This is a genomic window from Paenibacillus sp. FSL R5-0623, from assembly GCF_037974265.1.
Classification (GTDB): Bacteria; Bacillota; Bacilli; order Paenibacillales; family Paenibacillaceae; genus Paenibacillus.
The window spans coordinates 5578959-5597459 of record NZ_CP150233.1 but is presented as its reverse complement, the minus strand read 5'-3'; the positions used below and the strand labels follow the sequence as shown (position 1 = coordinate 5597459).

The following is an 18501-nucleotide window of genomic DNA, read 5'->3' as shown; positions in this document are numbered from 1 at the left end:
GGGCTTTTTGTATAGATAAGGAGAGCTGAGCGACTGAACTTTACATTAGTCCAGCAAGCGAGGATTAGCGGTACATCGGTGTTCACATCATCCGTCTTTGCCTGCTCTATATGATCTTTAGATTAGTGTGTGATGGCTTTAGCATCATGAGCCAGTGCTGTTTTCAGCATGCCATACCGGTGTTCGTGACTCATCTCGAATAGCCATGGACGCCGCGGTGCCGTCAGATAACCGAGACAATCCCGAGTCTGAAGCCAGTCCTGTCTGGTGATCGGTTCATAAGGCGTGTCTCCCCATACGGAGAGCAGTTCCGGACTATATAATCGTTGCCCTTCTGGAAGCCATTCCTCATCCAGTAACGCCTGAGCGTATAATGTATGTTCACCCGCCTCGTCTTCACGAATGGTAAACAGCCCAGGCCAATATTCAGCGCGCGAGCCACGATGGGGAACCAAACGTGCGAACTCCAACACTTGTGTGTGTACTTGCTCCATACCAAACAACAAAGCATATAGGCCTTTGCCAAACATGATTCGCTCATCCAACTTGCCAAAATGTTCAATGACGCGTCCTGCGAGTCCTGCTCCTCGTCCAAGAGGGAAAACGATATGATTCAGACCCGCCAGATTATGCAGATGGAATGCGGGTTTGGAGAGTACTTCTTTTTGAAAATAAGGATGCTGCACGACTCGGCTCTCGATATAGTTCTGCTCATTAATAATTAATGCCACACTTAGCAGTGAACTGCATCGTTCCAGCCAAAAGCGTTCCCAAAACGGCGTCATAAACGCCGATACGTGAAAGTGCGACAAGAGATGGAAACAGCTTCGTCCGATCCGACGACTGTTCATATACAGCAGAAGCTGGGGATATGCATCCTGGAAAATGAGTGCATTGCATCGCTCCAGCAGCCGATACATACGCTCGCGATCGCTTTGATTCTGCAGATTATGCATCAAGTCACTCTGAAGATCTGTCATGTGATATCCGCCGTTGCGAGAGACCATATGGGCCAGCAGTGCCCAATGCAGTTCGGGATATTGCTCATAACATTCCAGATAGGCTGCCGTGCGGGTGATATTACTCCGATTATGCTCCTGGGTCAGTGTCTTAATCTCTTCCAGAATGATGCAATCTTCTTCGCAGACGAGTGCGCTTTGAACCTGGTCCGTGCGTGCAAAAGATTTGCTGCCCGCAGGTAACAAACGCTCCACCTCAGACTGCAAGGCAGCTGCCGTATCGGTATCCCAATCGATGTCACGCAAGGGGTGACGAAGCTGTGCTGAAGCTTGCCATGCAGCCTGTTTGCCACGCCAGATTTCCCGGGCAGCACCCGGAATGGAACGGACCATCTGCAGGAGGGAACCGTGATGCTGTTCGCTGGAAGAATCGGTTCTGGTGGAAGTCATGATGTGACATCCTTTCATGATGTTCTGGGTTTAAATTCACAGAGCATGTGGTTTATTCTAAGTATGCGCTGATTATTTGACTTCCACTCGCCAATTTGCTTCACTTAGGGTAAGACAAGGTACAGAAAGGGAGATGAACTGAATGGAACAGATTACTTCCAAACCGGCTTTTGATGTAGCCATCCAATCCCCACGTTTGACGATTGCCGTATTCAAGGCAGACTGGTGTGGTGACTGCAAATACATTGATCCGTTTATGCCTGAGGTTGAAGAGAAATATGCACGTGAACTGACTTTGATTGAGGTCGATGTGGATCAGGTTGGAACTGTTAGTGAAGAACAGAATATTCTTGGCATCCCAAGCTTTGTGGCGTATACAGATGGCCGCGAACTGGTACGGTATGTGAACAAGCTGCGCAAGTCGAGAGAAGAGATTGAGCAGTTCCTGGATCGCGCAGTTGAGGTGTACAACACGATCCATAAATGAAGTTATACAAGTTCAACTAATGAATATTCACACAGACACTCCGATGACAGAATAACCTTTTGATCCCTTTTATAAAGGGGGAAATCTGGGGATAAAGGCGAAGCATATGCTTCCGATGCAGCTTTCTTTCAGAAAGCTTTTAGCTTCGCTTCTTCTGGTTATTTCTGTCTTCTCCGTTATTGTGTAAATGTTTCATTGAACTTATATAAAAGTATGACAGGTTCATGTCGTAAAAGGGTATAATAAAAAGAACGCCATTTCTCTTGAAATAGGGAAATGGCGTTTGTGTGTTCGACATGTTCTATGTAAGAAACCTTTCTCTACATATCCTCAATGACCTGTGGGTCATTATTTCACCAGACGTTAACATTTTGTCACAAAGCGCGACGTCAATGAACATTTTATCCGGTATAATGAATTTAGTTGTGAAATAAGTGTCAAAGTACCGAAACAAGCGGAGAATATTCTTCGCCATCTTAAACCAACAGCGGGTGAGAAAAAATTGAAACACTTAACTTTGTTTAAATGGTTAACCGTATTAACCTGTCTTGTCATGTTTCTGGCCACTTTTGGTGGAGGCATTGTAACCAAAACGGAATCGGGCCTTGGCTGCGGAACGGAATGGCCTTTATGTAACGGAAAACTCGTTCCCGCACATACTGTGGCTTCACTCATTGAATATTCCCATCGCGCTGTGAGTGCACTGGCTGGACTGTTGTCCATTGCCTCGTTTGTGGCTTTTCTGCGATTCGGCAAGTCACGCCGTGACCTGCAATTGTTTTCTTTCTTAACTCTGGTATTTGTTATCGTCCAGGGAATCATGGGGGCTTTTGCCGTTGTCTTCTCCCAATCTTCAGCAGTCATGGCACTGCATTTCGGCTTTGCACTGATTGCTTTTGCCAGTTCCCTAATGATGGCGCTGGGCATAAGGCAGGAGGCCAAAGATGGTGGATTGGAGCGCCTGAATAAATACCCTCGGGTCACTAAAAAATTCAGGAATCTGGTCTGGTTCTCCACCATTTACACATATCTCGTGGTATACACGGGTGCATTTGTGAGCCACACGGATTCTGCCGGCGGATGTTCCGGATTTCCGCTCTGTAACGGGCAGATTATTCCTGAGCTTTCAGGTGGGGTAGCGGTTGCTTTTGCTCACCGTGCAGCAGCTGCGTCGCTCGTGATTGTTATCGCAATCCTGGGTCACTTCGCTTACCGTAATCATCCGGACAACAAGGAAATGCGTACTCTTGGTGTGGTATCCGTTGTTCTTATTCTGATGCAAGTAGTCATTGGTATTTTCATGATGGTGACAATGAACCGTCCTGAAGTATACATGTTCGTAGCTCTTGCTCATATGCTGGATATCGCCCTATTGTTCGGAGTCTTAACGTATATGAGTTTCCTGGTGTACAAGCTGCATCGCCCGGTTAATCGATTCTAAGACATAGCTCCATTCTTGTGGGCTAAACATGAAAGTTCACCATCCAGTGATGTACATCATTGGACAGGTGGACTTTGTTTGATGTCAGGGGGATCAGGGCAACCTATGGCAAGCAGCAATTACACGGAATGGATGATGTGTTACGTTTACGGTGATGAATTCTTGTTGATTTGGAAAAGAGGAGGTTAGATATGCTGCGAACGTTGTTGGGGGAAAAGCCACGTATAAACGAAGGTAAATTGAAGGCAGCGATGGACGCAATGGCGCATACGCTTGAGCTATTTCAGCGACAAATGCATGTGGACCATGATCCCACGCATGACTATCGGAAACTGTATGTGTGGACCCAGGGACTCATCTCCTCATTGGATGAACTGGAGCAAAGCTGTTTCGCTGCTGCACATTTTCGCAAAAAGGTCGTTGCAGGCTCAACAGACGATATGACCCCGGCAGAAAAAGCCGAGTATGCCCGGTATGTGTATTTCTACAAAGATGGCTTTATCCGCTGCTTTGCCATTCTGGATAAAGTGGGCACGGTATTAAATGAAATATTCCAGCTGAATACTTCCAATACCAAAGCGCATTTTTCTTATTTTACGGTGTTAAGGCAGTTCGATTATGCGAGGGAGCATCATGATCTTGCGTTGCAATTAATACAGATCAAGGACTCTTATCGTGAACCGATGAGCAAGCTGCGCAAACGACGTAATATGGAAATTCACTACATGAACTCTGAAATGCATGATGACCTGTGGCAGTTACATCAGACCCTGCAAGGTAAAGTGAAATTGGAGGATCTGAATCAGCATGTGCAGGAAATGCGTCAGGGCGTGGATATGGTCTGTGAAACGTTAACAGCCTCTTATAGTTATATCAACAAAATATGGAAAAGAAATAATTCCCTTTGACAAATCGGAATACTTGGAATATACTGAGTTTCAATTAGTATGTTACAGTGACAAAGATTGAACTGATATTTCAAAAGTTACGTTCACATTATAAAGCATAAACTACATGAACTTATAAAATCCTACAACAACATATTTCTTATCGAGAGCGGCGGAGGGACAGGCCCGATGAAGCCCGGCAACCGATTTGTAACGACATGATACATGTATCATTCGTTATAGATGTTAGGTGCTAATTCCTACAAAATGGTGCGAGACACGATTTTGGCAGATGAGAAGGTATATTCTTTCACGTAAAGAGCCCTCTTTGTATCTGCAAAGGGCTCTTTTTTTTGTACTTTAAGGGGAGTTTTCCTTTAGATCGGGTAAAGATACATGTAGGTGGTTGGAAAGGGGCAAGTGCGATTGATTGAATTAAAAGGTTTAACGAAAACGTACGGCAAAGGGGCAAAATCTACAACAGCGTTGTCCGAGCTGAATTTGAGCATCCAAAAGGGTGAAATCTACGGAGTGATTGGCCATTCCGGAGCGGGCAAAAGCACATTGATTCGCTGTATTAATTTGCTGGAACGGCCTACGGAGGGTGAAGTATGGGTTGACGGAATCAACCTGACTGAACTGAGCAAAACCGAATTGCAGCAACAGAGACGCAAAATCGGGATGATTTTTCAACACTTTAATCTGTTATCCTCGGCAACGGTATATGACAATGTAGCTTTTCCACTAAAGCTTGTGAATACACCCAAGGAAGCCATTGATCGCAAAGTGAAGGAAATGCTGGCACTGGTTGGTCTGGAGCACCATAGCAGCAAATATCCGGCTCAATTATCGGGTGGCCAGAAACAACGTGTAGGGATTGCGAGAGCACTTGCAAGTGATCCGAATGTACTTCTCTGTGATGAGGCTACTTCGGCACTTGATCCGCAGACGACAAATTCAATCCTGAAGTTATTACTCGACATTAATGAAAAGTATAACCTCACGATTGTACTGATTACACATGAGATGCATGTCATTCAGAACATCTGTGACAAGGTGGCTGTTATTCATCAAGGTGGCATTGTGGAACAGGGACCTGTAACAGAAGTGTTCCTGAAGCCGAAACATGCGATTACGCGGGACTTCATGATGCGTGACCATGAAGCTGGACTTGCTCTGGAAGAGACCGCTCTGGCGAATGCAGGCGTTGAATTGCAGGCAGGTGCTGCTTCCAAACTTGTGAAGATATCTTTTCTGGGTAACAAAACATATGAAGCGATTTTGTCCAGAACGGTACGTAAGACAGGCGTGGATTTTGCCATCCTGCAAGGAACAATCTCTACGATTAAACAGGTACCTTATGGACAGCTGACCGTTCGGTTCGAGGGTGATTCAAATGCGATTGATCGGACGATATCAGAACTAACCGCTGAGGGACTTGATGTGGAGGTGCTTCGTTAGATGGATTTTTCAACCGTTCGCTGGGAAGAGGTTGGTAAAGCTTCCATAGAGACACTGCAAATTTTGGGTGTATCAGGCTTGTTTACTGTTATCTTTGGTTTACCGCTCGGAGTACTGCTGTTCATGACAGCCCGATCTGCTTCGATCAAGTCACGGACGGTGTACATTATATTGTCCTTGATTGTGAATATTTTGCGCTCAGTCCCATTTATCATATTAATTGTTGCTCTTATTCCATTCACTCGTTCACTCGTCGGTACTGCTACAGGTGTGTTAGGGGTTATACCGCCATTAGTTATTTCAGCAGCTCCTTACTTTGCTCGATTGGTGGAGACGACGTTACGAGAAGTTGATCGGGGTGTCATTGAAGCGGCACAGTCGATGGGTGCATCGACCGGACAGATTGTAAGACGGGTATTACTGCCTGAAGCATTACCTGGTTTGGTTGCTGGGATTACCATTACCATTGTTACGCTTGTCTCTTACACAGCGATGGCGGGCATGGTTGGTGGTGGAGGACTGGGAACGCTGGCAATCAACTATGGGTATTATCGTTATCAAAATGAAATCATGATTATATCCGTAGTATCGATGATCATTCTTGTGCAAATTCTCCAGATGGCTGGAGATCGCTTGGTTACATTTTTCACCAGGAAATAACACATAGATAACATGATGGATATGCAATAATGCGGACGCCACATGACAAAAATGATTAGAGAAGGGGTTTTACACATGAAAAAATGGTCTTTTGCTTTACTTAGTCTTATGTTGATTGCGGTTCTCGCAGCTTGCGGAAACAACAAGGACTCGGATAGCGGCGCAGACAATTCAGCAGGTGCACCACGCACGGTTGAATTGAAAGTTGGAGCTTCACCCACACCACATGCAGAGATTCTGGAAAGCATCAAGCCTGAACTGGAAGCACAAGGTATTCGTTTGCAAGTCGTTACATTTAATGACTATGTTCAACCCAACCAGCAGCTTGCTGACAAAAAATTGGATGCAAACTTCTTCCAGCATCAGCCTTACCTGGATACAGAAAATAAAGAACGTGGATTCAACCTCGTTGCTGTAACACCTGTTCATGTTGAACCTTTTGGCGGCTACTCCAAGAAGATTAAGTCTTTGGATGAATTGGCAGACGGCGCAAAAGTAGCGATTCCGAATGACCCATCGAATGGTGGACGTGCCCTATTGTTGCTCGCGAAGGAAGGCATTATTACGCTGAAAGACAACACAAATATTGCATCTACGATTCAAGATATCACAGCCAATCCGAAGAACCTGGATATCATTGAGCTGGATGCAGCCATGATGCCTCGTCAATTGGATGAAGCGGATCTGGTATTCATCAACGCCAACTATGCACTCGAAGCGAACCTGAATCCGGCGAATGATGCTTTGCTGATCGAAGATCTGCAAGGTAACCCATATGCAAACATCCTCGTTTCCCGTGAGGATAACAAGGATGCAGATGCAATTCAAAAACTGGCTGCTGCTTTGCACTCCGAAGAAGTAAAAACATTCATCAAAGAACGTTATAAAGGTGCAGTTGAACCTGCAACTGAATAATTCACGATATGTATGATATGATGTGAAGCTATTAAGAATAAGCCGTATGTCTCTCCAGAAGAGATATACGGCTTATTTTATGTTTCCTAAGTCTGTGCTGATGTGGGGATCAATAAGGGAAGGGTTAGGGCTTATCTTGTTTCTCCGCGTTGGATGGATGCCCAGATTGGCGGTAGTAGGATAATTCATTCTGATCAGCATACTGCTGCTCATCTGCTTCTTGCAGGTACGTCCTCTCGGAGGGAGAGAGTGTTTCTTCTTCTGCGTGTGAGCTTTTGAGCTTGTATCTGATCCAACCGATTAGTCCAAGAAGGACAACCAGGATCAAAGCCCATCCTTTTTTGAGCAAAAGAAGAGCACTGAATTTCTGGGAAGCCGTGTACCCGATCCCGCCCATCAGAAGACTGTTGAGTCCTATGGTGGATGTTTTGTCAGTCGAAGCATTGTACTCCTCGTAGGTATATCCTGCATTGATGCTAAGTTGATTAAGGACAGTTTCCTCGAATTCCTGGCGGCTCTGTTGAAAGTTGGCCGTATCTGTAACCAGAATGGCTGTGATGTACCCTTCGCGTGTCAGGAGTTTTACATTGTAATTGACCATGGATTGCTGATCAGCATTCTTAAAACCAAGGGAGTAAACCAACTGATGTTTGGTACTGTCATATGCCGGTTCGATTTCCCACCCCGTTATGTACGTTCTATATTCAGGATCAAGTTCTCTGTTATCTTCTTCTGTGCCTCGGATATAACTGCTTAACAGTTCTTCGGCACTCAAATTTTGATCGTCATCATGGATATGACCTGTTTTCACGTACTCAAACACAACATACCACGAGCCGAATTCACTATTGCTGGTTAGGCTTCCGATTTCATTCCCGTTAGGCTTCCCATCACTGTTAAGTATCGAGCGTTGGGTATTGGCCTTATCCAGATAGGAATGGCTCTCAGGGACTTCCAGGGTGGCCTTACCGTCCAGAGAGACAGATGCTGGTCCAGTAATCCAATCATACTCATCAGGTGTTTGTTCAGTCTCATTTGCGGCTGATACCTGTAAGGCACTAGAGACTGTGAACAAACTCAACATTAAAAGTGTAAGAAATGATATCCATCTTTTGTTATTCATTCATGTAGAGGTCCTTTCGGGTTATATCCTCGACAGTACCATAGGTGTTTGATTTCGATCAAGATATATTTGGAATTAAAGGTGGATAATCCCTTGTGGATAAGTGAGTTGTAGGAGGACGATAAATCTTTTATACTGGATAGTGACTGCTCTTTGAAGAGGGGGATGAACGTGAAGGGAAAGATTGCCCTCATAACGGGAAGTGCCAAAGGTCTTGGTAAAATGACGGCCCTCAGTCTGGCAGATCAAGGGTGTCATATTGCCCTTAACTATGTACACAGCAGAACAGAAGCTGAGGCTTTAAAGGCTCAGATTATAGCCAAGGGTGTGCGGTGCATTGCCATCCAGGCTGATATATCCAAGGTGGAAGATATCTCTTCATTGGTTGAGCAGGTGGAAGGCAACCTGGGCAGCATTGATATTTTGGTGAATAACGCGGGTCCATTTGTCCGTGAACGACGATTATTTGCGGATTATTCTGAAGCTGAGGTCCAGATGCTTGTGCAGGGAAATCTGTTGGGACCGATGTTACTGGATCAGCGTGTATTGCCAGAGATGAGACGCAAGCAATGGGGACGCATTATCCATTTTGGCTTCAGTCATGCTGGAGAAGCGAGATCCTGGCCTCATCGCGCCGTATATGCGGCTGCCAAGGTGGGTCTGGTATCTTTTACAAAGACACTCGCGGTTGAAGAAGCCCCGTATGGAATTACAGTTAACATGGTATGTCCAGGTGACATTCGTGGTGCGAACAAAGAGAAAACGATTGATGAAATGGCAGGCATCACCGACGAGGAAACGCCAAGAGGGCGTCCAGGCAGCGGTGAAGATATTGCACGAGTGATTACGTATCTGTGCCTTGATCATTCCGATTTTATAACAGGCAACATTATGGATGTATCTGGAGGACTTGATCCGATTCGTCCAACCATACAGCGCGAGGATACTTAAAAGGTGAATTGAAGGATTGTACGTGGAAACCCGTCAAAGGGACAGATGAAATGGACTCTCTGCATATGCACACAAAAAAAGAGCCCTTCGCTCCATGCGAAGCGAAAGGCTCTTGAGGTTTATTTCGTGAAGGATTGATTAGAATACTTGTACGACTTCTTGTACACCCTCTACTTCTTCGAGAAGGGCACGTTCAATCCCGGCCTTTAAGGTAATGGTGGAGCTTGGGCAACTGCCGCAGGCACCGACCAGTTTCAGCTTAATGATGCCGTCCTCCACGTCGACCAGTTCCACGTCACCGCCATCGCGCTGCAGGAACGGACGAAGTTTATCAAGCACATCAGATACCTCATCATACATGGTGCTTTGTGCGTTTTCGCTCATATTGTTCAACTCCTTTCCTTCCTATATTATATTACAAATGGCCACAAATTAAAATGGTCAAACAAAGCAGGTGAACCTAAATGAGACCGATTATTGAATTTTGTGCCAATAATATGCATTTTGGCACAGATGAAGTCATGGATCAACTGGAAGAAAATCCAGACTATGATGTGATTGAATACGGCTGCCTCACCAATTGCGGCCAATGTTCCATGACTCCTTTTGCACTGGTGAATGGTGAAGTTGTCATCACGGACAAAGTGGAAGATCTATATAACGCCATTCTGGCCAAAATTGCCGAAGCCGATGTCTGGGACGAGCTCGATCTCGACTAACCGAGATGGCGCTTGGACATCCAGAGCACACCACTTTTCAAAATACGAGGTACACGTCCCATCATGGACGTTTTGCCCATCAGCCCAAACCCAGACTTCTTGCCGAGTGCACCCAGTGTGCCACGAAGCTTGAGTGGATGTGGATTGGGCTTTTCGCCTTTCCAGAGGGCATGCTGAATATGGGCGATCTGCTCACCCTGTACTTCCGCAGCTTGACCGCTAGGTGCATAAGGTACACTGGCACAGTCACCAACGACATACACATCGGTATATTCCGGGATTTGGTAGTATTCATTCAGGACGACACGCCCTTGAGGGTCTTTGGTCACGTCCAGATCCTGTACCACTTTTACGGGCTGAATTCCTGCAGTCCACACGACAGCATCCGTTAGAATCTGTTCATCCCGGTTATAGATAGCATTAGGTTCAACACGTGAAATGGCGATATGCCCGCGTGTCTCTACCTGATGTTCGTTGAACCATTCATGCACATACACGGATAGACGTTGCGGGAAAGCGGATAATACACGTTCACCACGATCCAAAATGCTGATGTTTAGATCCGGTCTGCTTTCACGAAGTTCGGCTGCCATCTCGACACCACTTAATCCACCGCCTACGATATGCACATTGCCATAGGCTTTGACTTCATTAAGGCGAAGGTAGGTCTCGCGTGTTTTGCTAAAGCTCTGAATGGTACAGCTATAATCTTCGGCACCTGGTGTATTGTGGAAACGGTCCGTACAACCAAGTCCAATGACAAGTTTGTCGTACACGAGCGGGTCTTGGCCTTCAAATTCAATCTGACGCTGTTCCAGGTCAATCGAAGTAACTTCTCCATAACGGTAAGTGACTTTATCGCTCACTGGAAATTGGATACGCAGGTCATAATCAGATACGGTTCCTGCTGCGAGTGCGTAATATTCTGTCTTTAATCCCTGAAAGGGGCTGCGGTCCACCAAAATAATTTGTGTATCGGATGGAATTTTACCCTCCAGAAGTTCCTTGATGATGGTGAGGCCGCCATAGCCGCCTCCAAGAATGACGAAATTTTTCATGACTCGGCTTCCTTTCTGCATCAGTCCCACTGAAATGGGGCTGTAAACTGTGGAGCAGCTATGCAATAACATAGCTGCTCCTTTTGTTTGGTTTTAAATAATTAAAAAGTAGACGTTGAAAATTGAAGATATTATTCAGCAGTTTGCACCACTTGAATTCAAACGTCTCCCTATAATGAAGGCTGCGTTCTGGAGTGGTGCTGGTGCAATATTGGTTGTGATGGAGTTATATCCTATTCGTACACTTGAATTTCATTGTAGAACGTATCACGTTCTACCGGAATACGTCCTGCACCCTTAATAAGCCATATGAGCTCTTTACGTGTAAGGCCTTCAGGAGTGAGTGCACCTGCCGCATGACTAATCCGTTCGCGAACGATCGTCCCGTGTGCATCCGAAGCACCGAATCCAAGGGCAACTTGAGCTAGCTGTGGACCGATATTAATGAAGTATGCTTTGATATGATCGATGTTATCCAGCATCAGGCGGCTGATCGCAATCGTTTTAAGATCCTCATAAGCCGAGTTACGACGCATAATGCTCGCGTTTTTACTTTTTGGCTGCATGGAAAGCGGGATAAAGACCATGAATCCGTTGGTCTCGTCTTGCAATTCACGGATCTGCACCATATGGTTGACCCGGTCCTCATAGGATTCAATCGATCCATACAACATCGTAGTATGTGTACGCATGCCCAGGTTATGAGCAGTACGGTGCACCTCAAGATAACGATCGACGTTCGCTTTGTCTACACGCATTTTTTTGCGATATTCATCCGACAGAATCTCAGCGCCGCCACCAGTCAATGTTTTCAGACCTGCTTTTTGCAGCTCCTGCAGAACTTCCTTAATACTGAGTCCGCTGATGCGAGTGAAGAAATCGATCTCGGCTGCCGTGTAGGCTTTCAGCGTAACATCCGGATATTTCTCGTTTAAAGCACGCAGGGAATCGACATAATACTGAAAAGGAACATGGTTATTATGTCCGCCTACAATATGGAACTCACGCACGCCCGGATGAATATGCTGTTCTACATAATCGATCATTTCCTGACCGGATAATGTATAGGAGCCTTCTTCACCCTGGTCTTTGCGGAAATTACAAAAAGCGCAGTGGGCTTCACATACGTTCGTAAAATAAAGACTCATGTTTTCGATGAAATATACTTTCTTACCATTTTTCCGCAAGTTGGCCTCATTGGCCAGCTGGCCCAAAGTCAGCAGATCATCTGTTTCATACAGATATACGCCGTCTTCTACGTTCAGCCTTACGCCGTTCTGCACTTTCTCAACGATTTCAGCCATTCTTTTGTCTGTGAACGGTGTTACCAATGTAGACATACTGTTTCCTCCTGTTCTTAACCGGATTTGAGTTGTGTGTAGGATCTGTATACAGAACTACATAGCAAAGATGCGGTCAACTGCCGCCTTCTTATATGGACTAACTCTTATTTACCCGGTGCAGCGTGTGCTGCGTACGTAAAGCTAATTTTTTCATTAAAGTGAGTCCTGTGACTCTATATGCATTGGGGACTGCGGACAGTCTCGAAATGTGAAAAAAATTACAACTCTATATATGATCGTCACCTGAATAAGTCATGACAAAATATCGACATTTCAGTGCGACCACCTATTCATTATAAACCTCGTGTCGCGGGGGTTCAATACACTGGGAAGAAAAAGGAGTAGAGGGGGAACGCGGAAAGAGGCAAACATGACTTGAGACCCTTGACGGGGTGGAGTATAATTTAAAGAAGAGTTAATGAAAGGTTGTTCAAAAAGTACGCTTTTGATTACGAAGGATGCCTAGCGGCATCTCAGCGTCGAATATGGGATTCAGCCGAAATGTCCGTTGCTCACGTAGTTTTGCCTACGCTCCGCTACTCCATTTCTATCTTCATCCCATCTTCTTGGTACTGAAAAGCGCCCTTTTTGAACATGATTTTATATGAAAAAGGAGAGTGACCTGGCATGATTAACATCAGCGAAACGGCTGCTGACAGATTGAAAGAGATGCTTGCACAGCAAGAGACACCTGGTATGTTCCTGCGTCTTGGCGTAGCACCGGGCGGTTGCACCGGATTTTCGTACGCCATGGGCTTTGACGATAAAGAGTCCGATGAGGACCTGTATATGGATATTCAGAGTATGAAGGTTGTAGTCGAGAAGGAAAACCTGAAATACCTGGATGGTCTCGAAATTGATTTTGAAGAGTCCGGTATGACGGGTGGGTTCACCATCCATAATCCGAATGCGGTAGCCACTTGTGGCTGTGGATCTTCTTTCCGTACTAAGGAAGATGCGGGTGTGCCTGATAAGGATTGTTAAGAAACGGAGTTGTACAGCGGTTTCCCAATCTTGTTTTGAAATAAGCAGTTTGCATTCCCTTTAATAAATAGCCTCTGAATTGTATCCGTTTTGTACGGACATGATATCAGGGGCTTTTTTGCGTGTACTGATTGTGCATGGTTGACAAACTTAGTTGTAACAACTATAGTTACAATATAAAGTTCAAACACAAACAATATCGATAATTTAAAGGAGAGATCATGATGAACATTGCAATCATTGGTGCAACAGGCAAAGCAGGAAGTGTAATTTTGAAAGAAGCAGCAGACAGAGGGCATAAAGTAACGGCAATCGTTCGTAATGCATCCAAATTGGAAGATAAAAGTCTGAATACATTGGAGAAAGATGTATTCGATCTTACAGCTGAAGATCTTAAAGCGTTTGATGTGGTTGTAAATGCATTTGGTGCTCCAGCGGGTAAAGAAAACCTGCATGTGGAAGTAGGACAAGCGTTGATCAACATCCTGAAAGATGCACCAAACACTCGTCTGATCGTTGTGGGTGGAGCAGGAAGCCTTTTCACAGATGAGTCCAAAACGTTGCGTGTCTTTGAATCCCCAGGATTCCCGGATGCTTACAAAGCAACTGCAACGAACCAAGGCCAAAACTTGCAGGATCTGCAAGCATCTTCGGGTATTCAATGGACATTCTTGAGCCCGGCTGGATTCTTTAATCCAGAAGGTGTACGCACCGGCAAATATCAAGCAGGCAACGACGTTATTCTCGTGAATAGCGAAGGCAACAGCTACATCAGTTATGCAGACTATGCGATTGCTTTGGTTGATGAGATCGAGAATCCACAACACAAAAACGAGCGATTTACCGTTGTTGGTGAAGTGAAGTAATTCATCTCGTATAACGTATAAAGAACCTTATAAAACGGACGTTGATCACGACAGATCAGCGTCCGTCCTTTTTGTGTTAGGATAACACAACGAACATAAGTTACCTGCGTCTAATAGCTTGTTGGGGAAATATGAGAGGGGTTGAATGATAAAGATGACAGCATCATTTTCACATAAGCCCGAAGAATACGAATGTCCATTTTGTTGTATTTGGGGTATCGAGCGACCTGATCAGGGAACAAAACAAAGGGATATCATTTATCAGAATGAAAAGGTGACGGCATTTATAGCGAGAAAATGGTGGCCTAACAATAAAGGACATGTTCTTGTTGTTCCTAACCAGCATTTCGAGAACATCTTTGAACTCCCTGCGGATTACGCTGCGGAGATTCACCGGGCAGCGCAGCTTACAGCATTTGCAATGAAAAGTACATATGAATGTGATGGGATTTCGACGAGGCAACATAATGAGCCTGCTGGCAATCAGGATGTGTGGCATTATCATCTCCATGTTTACCCTAGATATGTGAATGATCAACTTTATTTTTCACAGGGTTCCCAGTCCGATCCAGATGAACGCTCTTTCTATGCTGATAAGTTACGTGCTTGGATAAAAGAAAACATTTGAGGTCTAGGAGGTGCGAATGGAAACCTTTAGGAGATGAAGCTAAGTTACATGAGCCCTGACTTACGATAGAAAAGAGGTACTAATATGCTAGAAATGCAAACAAAGGATAACCGAAAGTTTACAAATCAACTCCCAAAATGGGCAATTGGTTTTCATACAGGTCTGATCTCAGTTTTTTCTATCATTGGACTTGGATTAATTGTCATAGCGGTGTTATGGATGATGAATAATGAAATTGGTGTTGCGATAACGACTTTTGGGATAGGCATTTTGTTTAGTTGGCTAGGCTGGTTTTGTTTTAAAAACCTTCAAAAATACCTTGATTATGTTTTTGAAATAGAATTAAGACAGACTGGATATTATACGTATTCTAAAGATAAAAAGAAAAATGAAGAAAAAGAAATTTTTTTAACTTATGAACGAATGGAGTATGTATTAATTGGGATGGATTATCAACTCATCCCTAAACAAAAGGTTCGAGCAGGCACGATAACTGCTAAACTCGTTCCTTATAGGGCTGCAAAATTTATGTTCTATGGTAAGGATGCGAACGAACAGTCCGAAGTCCTTTCTTTTACCCACGCTGACCTTGCGATAATTGATGCTTGGATTGACGTGCTTCAGGCTAATAATGTGACGATATTCCATACCGACATGGCTTTAAGAGCAACACCTAACACTCCTGAAGGAATAAAAGCAGTGCCCAAAAGTTCGTATAAGGGTTCACTTTTATTCAAACCAGGATCTGAGGCCGAGGATCTCGACAATATCTTTTATACCGATGATCAGAAAAAGATTTTGGCAAAAAAATCAGAAGCAAGACGAAAAAAGGGCTTCTATTTGACTTTAACCTTAACTTTGCTGCAAGTGATCATGATTTACTTCTATTTTCCTTCATGGGAGATTGAAGAAGGTTTATTTAGTGAAGATTCGGATGAGATCTTTGCAATACTGTTCACTGTTATGGCTATGTTCGCTATCTACATTTATAAGCGCCAAGTTAGGTGGTACGATCCAATCAGAGATATGTTAATTCTCGGAATAGGAATCTGGATAGGTACCATGATCTCACCTGCAACTCATCCTGACTTTCAATCAGTTGTAGGAGTGTACTCAACTATTATTTTCATGATCGTACTTGTTGTAGTTTATCTATTCAAATTATTTAGTTGGATCGGTAAGAAAAAGAAAGAATGGAAGAATAATAGAGAGAAAACTACCAATCTATAAAAAATAATGGATTGATAAATTCTCCTATACCCTTTATTATGAAAGCGCTACTATTATGTATTGATCGATCGTACAATCCGTCACTAGACCAACATATTAAATCTCGAGGTGAGAAGAATGAAGTACAGAAGATTGGGCAAGACCGAACTGGATGTATCCGTCGTAGGCGTGGGCACGTGGCAGTTTGGCGGTGACTGGGGGAAGGATTATACCCAGAAAGAAGTCGATGACATTCTCTACCGGGCCAAAGAACTGGGCATTAATTTGATTGATACGGCCGAATGCTACGGACCTCATCATATGTCGGAGGGCTTTATCGGCGATTTTATGTCCCGGGACCGACGTGAGGATTGGGTTATTGCAACCAAGTTCGGTCACCAGTGGCATGAGAACTGGACAAATGCCTGGAGCGTGGATCAGATTCGCGTTCAGCTGGAAGAATCCCTGAAAGCTCTCAGAACGGATTATGTCGATTTGTATCAGTTCCACTCCGGATCGGATGAGGCGTTCGATAACGACAAACTGTGGACCATGCTGGACAAGCAGGTGCAGGCCGGTAAAATCCGCAATCTCGGTATATCAATTGGAAGCAACGATAATCTGCATCAGACGAGCAAGGCTACCGAGTTGAACGCGAAGGCTATTCAGGTTGTGTATAACCGTCTGGACCAGAAACCGGAAGAGAGGGTATTCCCTTCTTGCCTGGAGCAGGATCTTGGTGTGTTGGCGAGAGTCCCGCTGGCCAGCGGCTACCTGAGCGGCAAATACAAACCAGGCATGGTGTTCAGTGATAATGTCAGAAAGGGACACGAGCGTGAAGAGATAGATGAGAAGCTGAAGCTCGTGAGTGAAATTCAGAAAAACGAGGTACCGGAAGGTGTCGACATGGCATCGTGGGCCCTAGCCTGGTGTCTGAGGCATCCAGCCGTCAGCTGCGTCATTCCGGGATGCAAAAGCCCGGAGCAGGTTGAAGCGAATGCCCGGGCAGCAGACCTGGAGCTGTAAGGGAAAGAGAGCTTTATAGACATTAGTTAAAACACCCAAGATAGACATAGCAATTTCAAATGAAATTAAATAGATTTGAGCTACAACCGTTTCCGGGTCTTCTGCAGGGAACGGTTGTTTAGTTTCTTCTGGAAATGGTCCTGGTTATTTCTACTCTCTAAATTGACTTCCTAGCATGCCGAGATGCTTCAGCTTACGTTTAAATGGCTTAGAGGTGTGTTTGAAATCCTTGATCAGACAAGAAAAGCGTCAGCAGCATCCGTCTTCACCTTACAAAGATTCGTTTTTCGAAAACGATTGGAAATGTGGATGATCTGCTCATAATTTTCAGCGTCTCCTTGTTTGAATATATTGCTGTTATAATAGTGAATGGAATTTATTTAAATTATAACCTACGATTGGAACACACAGAAGTGACATGAGATAATGATATATCCTGAAATGAATTGTTTTCTATTTTTTAACATTATAATACTGTATGTGGAGGATATCTTTTGAAAAAGAAATTCATAGTTACAATAGTAGGAACCATGTTGTTGTCTGGATGTGGGGTTAATAATCAGTCTACAAGTCCAGCAATGGTTGATGAGAAGAGATCCAAAGAGAGTGTATCAACATCAGTTGAATCTACTCCCAATACACTATTATCCGAGACTTCTGATAAGAAAATCGCTGTTTATGGTGTTCAGGAGAAAGGGGATTTGTTCTCGTCGCTTGATGTAGCCATAAACGGAGAACCGAAAACATTTGATTGGAGTAATGTAACAAATCCCTCATTTTATCCTCAAATTTTTGTCATTGATTTAAATAAAGATGGAGAAGATGAGATTGTTATTATTCTGACTAAAGGTACAGGGACTGGAATACATAATTCAGAAGTGCATGTCCTTAGAACAGACTTCACAGAAATCCCTGTTACGGATCCGAAAGATTTCGTTCAAAACAATATTAAAGTTGACCAAAAAACTGATAAAGATATTTGGCAGTACACTGTTTCGGTTGATGGACACAAGTATTCATTTGAATTTAGTGAAAGCGACTCCAGCGAATGGTTTGAACAACCAACGGTTCAAAATATACTACGATACGGAATTAAGGATAATGAGCTTATTTCAGAGCTGCCTATTCAGATTTCTGCAGGAAACTATTTAGGAGATGCGATCGTTAGATACGCATTGGTTAATGGAAAGTTAGAACCATCTCAATTAGAGATTTCAAAAGAAGGAAGCTCATTTTGAGCCTTTCCTCTTGTTGTAGCATTTGTTTTGAGGATAACACCTTTAATTGGAAATGAACTGGAGATAAAGAGAAGAAAGTATGAGTCAAATACTATG

The 18501-nt window shown here is 44.1% G+C and carries 19 protein-coding genes and 1 riboswitch; of the genes, 14 read left to right on the top strand and 5 right to left on the bottom strand.

Translation table 11 applies throughout. From position 1 onward, the window contains the following. Positions 1-122: 122 nt before the first annotated feature. A complete protein-coding gene (locus MKY92_RS24625; protein ID WP_339297970.1) occupies positions 123-1409 on the bottom strand; it encodes a DUF2515 family protein in 1287 nt (428 codons plus the stop codon). A gap of 142 nt (positions 1410-1551) precedes the next feature. Here MKY92_RS24625 and MKY92_RS24620 point away from each other — a divergent pair, with 142 nt between their 5' ends. The 6 genes from MKY92_RS24620 (at position 1552) to MKY92_RS24595 (ending at position 7260) form a co-directional block, all read left to right on the top strand. Further along, on the top strand, positions 1552-1896 hold the full coding sequence (locus MKY92_RS24620) for a thioredoxin family protein (RefSeq protein ID WP_017692403.1): 345 nt from the start codon (positions 1552-1554) through the stop codon (positions 1894-1896). A 517-nt stretch (positions 1897-2413) separates the two neighbouring features. Further along, a complete protein-coding gene (locus MKY92_RS24615) occupies positions 2414-3337 on the top strand; it encodes a heme A synthase (RefSeq protein WP_339297969.1) in 924 nt (307 codons plus the stop codon). A gap of 191 nt (positions 3338-3528) precedes the next feature. Beyond that, positions 3529-4245 carry a Cthe_2314 family HEPN domain-containing protein gene (locus tag MKY92_RS24610; protein ID WP_339297968.1) on the top strand — a complete coding sequence of 239 codons (717 nt, stop codon included), beginning with the start codon at positions 3529-3531 and terminating at the stop codon, positions 4243-4245. Positions 4246-4381: 136 nt separating this feature from the next. Further along, a riboswitch (SAM riboswitch) is annotated at positions 4382-4523 on the top strand. 127 nt (positions 4524-4650) lie between these two features. After that, positions 4651-5685: a methionine ABC transporter ATP-binding protein gene (locus MKY92_RS24605; protein ID WP_339297967.1), complete on the top strand. Its 1035-nt coding sequence runs from the start codon at positions 4651-4653 to the stop codon at positions 5683-5685. After that, a complete protein-coding gene (locus tag MKY92_RS24600; protein ID WP_047841298.1) occupies positions 5686-6345 on the top strand; it encodes a methionine ABC transporter permease in 660 nt (219 codons plus the stop codon). 75 nt (positions 6346-6420) lie between these two features. Continuing rightward, positions 6421-7260, top strand: coding sequence for a MetQ/NlpA family ABC transporter substrate-binding protein (locus MKY92_RS24595; RefSeq protein WP_339297966.1), 840 nt, complete (start codon positions 6421-6423; stop codon positions 7258-7260). Between the two features lie 124 nt (positions 7261-7384). Here MKY92_RS24595 and MKY92_RS24590 read toward each other — a convergent pair whose 3' ends face one another. Continuing rightward, on the bottom strand, positions 7385-8383 hold the full coding sequence (locus tag MKY92_RS24590) for a DUF2167 domain-containing protein (protein WP_339297965.1): 999 nt from the start codon (positions 8381-8383) through the stop codon (positions 7385-7387). A gap of 171 nt (positions 8384-8554) precedes the next feature. Between MKY92_RS24590 and MKY92_RS24585 the strand changes: the two genes are divergently transcribed. After that, on the top strand, positions 8555-9334 hold the full coding sequence (locus tag MKY92_RS24585) for an SDR family oxidoreductase (protein WP_017692411.1): 780 nt from the start codon (positions 8555-8557) through the stop codon (positions 9332-9334). 138 nt (positions 9335-9472) lie between these two features. Here MKY92_RS24585 and MKY92_RS24580 read toward each other — a convergent pair whose 3' ends face one another. Further along, positions 9473-9718 carry a NifU family protein gene (locus MKY92_RS24580; RefSeq protein ID WP_053783253.1) on the bottom strand — a complete coding sequence of 82 codons (246 nt, stop codon included), beginning with the start codon at positions 9716-9718 and terminating at the stop codon, positions 9473-9475. Positions 9719-9798: 80 nt separating this feature from the next. Between MKY92_RS24580 and MKY92_RS24575 the strand changes: the two genes are divergently transcribed. After that, positions 9799-10053 carry a YuzB family protein gene (locus MKY92_RS24575; protein ID WP_036605750.1) on the top strand — a complete coding sequence of 85 codons (255 nt, stop codon included), beginning with the start codon at positions 9799-9801 and terminating at the stop codon, positions 10051-10053. On the opposite strand, the gene MKY92_RS24570 is transcribed toward MKY92_RS24575, so the two are convergent. Next, a complete protein-coding gene (locus tag MKY92_RS24570) occupies positions 10050-11111 on the bottom strand; it encodes an NAD(P)/FAD-dependent oxidoreductase (RefSeq protein WP_036673332.1) in 1062 nt (353 codons plus the stop codon). The genes MKY92_RS24575 and MKY92_RS24570 overlap by 4 nt on opposite strands. A gap of 233 nt (positions 11112-11344) precedes the next feature. After that, complete coding sequence (gene mqnE, locus MKY92_RS24565) at positions 11345-12451, bottom strand: aminofutalosine synthase MqnE (protein ID WP_047841294.1); 1107 nt, start codon at positions 12449-12451, stop codon at positions 11345-11347. A 630-nt stretch (positions 12452-13081) separates the two neighbouring features. Between mqnE and MKY92_RS24560 the strand changes: the two genes are divergently transcribed. The 6 genes from MKY92_RS24560 to MKY92_RS24535 all read left to right on the top strand — a co-directional run bounded on the left by MKY92_RS24560 (position 13082) and on the right by MKY92_RS24535 (position 18405). Further along, positions 13082-13438, top strand: a complete 357-nt coding sequence (locus MKY92_RS24560) for an iron-sulfur cluster assembly accessory protein (RefSeq protein WP_036605753.1) — start codon at positions 13082-13084, stop codon at positions 13436-13438. A gap of 224 nt (positions 13439-13662) precedes the next feature. After that, positions 13663-14304, top strand: coding sequence for an NAD(P)-dependent oxidoreductase (locus tag MKY92_RS24555; protein ID WP_036605754.1), 642 nt, complete (start codon positions 13663-13665; stop codon positions 14302-14304). 154 nt (positions 14305-14458) lie between these two features. Beyond that, on the top strand, positions 14459-14932 hold the full coding sequence (locus MKY92_RS24550; protein ID WP_339297964.1) for an HIT family protein: 474 nt from the start codon (positions 14459-14461) through the stop codon (positions 14930-14932). A gap of 84 nt (positions 14933-15016) precedes the next feature. Further along, positions 15017-16162, top strand: coding sequence for a hypothetical protein (locus MKY92_RS24545; protein ID WP_339297963.1), 1146 nt, complete (start codon positions 15017-15019; stop codon positions 16160-16162). Between the two features lie 117 nt (positions 16163-16279). Continuing rightward, positions 16280-17167, top strand: coding sequence for an aldo/keto reductase (locus MKY92_RS24540; protein WP_339297962.1), 888 nt, complete (start codon positions 16280-16282; stop codon positions 17165-17167). Positions 17168-17661: 494 nt separating this feature from the next. Next, complete coding sequence (locus tag MKY92_RS24535; RefSeq protein ID WP_339297961.1) at positions 17662-18405, top strand: hypothetical protein; 744 nt, start codon at positions 17662-17664, stop codon at positions 18403-18405. Positions 18406-18501: the final 96 nt, after the last annotated feature.

What these genes read in the sequence shown, in the direction of transcription:
- MKY92_RS24625 (WP_339297970.1), bottom strand. Translation starts at nt 1,409, where the DNA reads ATGACTTCCACCAGAACCGATTCTTCCAGCGAACAGCATCACGGTTCC.
- MKY92_RS24620 (WP_017692403.1), top strand. Translation starts at nt 1,552, where the DNA reads ATGGAACAGATTACTTCCAAACCGGCTTTTGATGTAGCCATCCAATCC.
- MKY92_RS24610 (WP_339297968.1), top strand. Translation starts at nt 3,529, where the DNA reads ATGCTGCGAACGTTGTTGGGGGAAAAGCCACGTATAAACGAAGGTAAA.
- MKY92_RS24600 (WP_047841298.1), top strand. Translation starts at nt 5,686, where the DNA reads ATGGATTTTTCAACCGTTCGCTGGGAAGAGGTTGGTAAAGCTTCCATA.
- MKY92_RS24595 (WP_339297966.1), top strand. Translation starts at nt 6,421, where the DNA reads ATGAAAAAATGGTCTTTTGCTTTACTTAGTCTTATGTTGATTGCGGTT.
- MKY92_RS24590 (WP_339297965.1), bottom strand. Translation starts at nt 8,383, where the DNA reads ATGAATAACAAAAGATGGATATCATTTCTTACACTTTTAATGTTGAGT.
- MKY92_RS24580 (WP_053783253.1), bottom strand. Translation starts at nt 9,718, where the DNA reads ATGAGCGAAAACGCACAAAGCACCATGTATGATGAGGTATCTGATGTG.
- MKY92_RS24575 (WP_036605750.1), top strand. Translation starts at nt 9,799, where the DNA reads ATGAGACCGATTATTGAATTTTGTGCCAATAATATGCATTTTGGCACA.
- MKY92_RS24570 (WP_036673332.1), bottom strand. Translation starts at nt 11,111, where the DNA reads ATGAAAAATTTCGTCATTCTTGGAGGCGGCTATGGCGGCCTCACCATC.
- mqnE (WP_047841294.1), bottom strand. Translation starts at nt 12,451, where the DNA reads ATGTCTACATTGGTAACACCGTTCACAGACAAAAGAATGGCTGAAATC.
- MKY92_RS24560 (WP_036605753.1), top strand. Translation starts at nt 13,082, where the DNA reads ATGATTAACATCAGCGAAACGGCTGCTGACAGATTGAAAGAGATGCTT.
- MKY92_RS24555 (WP_036605754.1), top strand. Translation starts at nt 13,663, where the DNA reads ATGAACATTGCAATCATTGGTGCAACAGGCAAAGCAGGAAGTGTAATT.
- MKY92_RS24550 (WP_339297964.1), top strand. Translation starts at nt 14,459, where the DNA reads ATGACAGCATCATTTTCACATAAGCCCGAAGAATACGAATGTCCATTT.
- MKY92_RS24545 (WP_339297963.1), top strand. Translation starts at nt 15,017, where the DNA reads ATGCTAGAAATGCAAACAAAGGATAACCGAAAGTTTACAAATCAACTC.
- MKY92_RS24540 (WP_339297962.1), top strand. Translation starts at nt 16,280, where the DNA reads ATGAAGTACAGAAGATTGGGCAAGACCGAACTGGATGTATCCGTCGTA.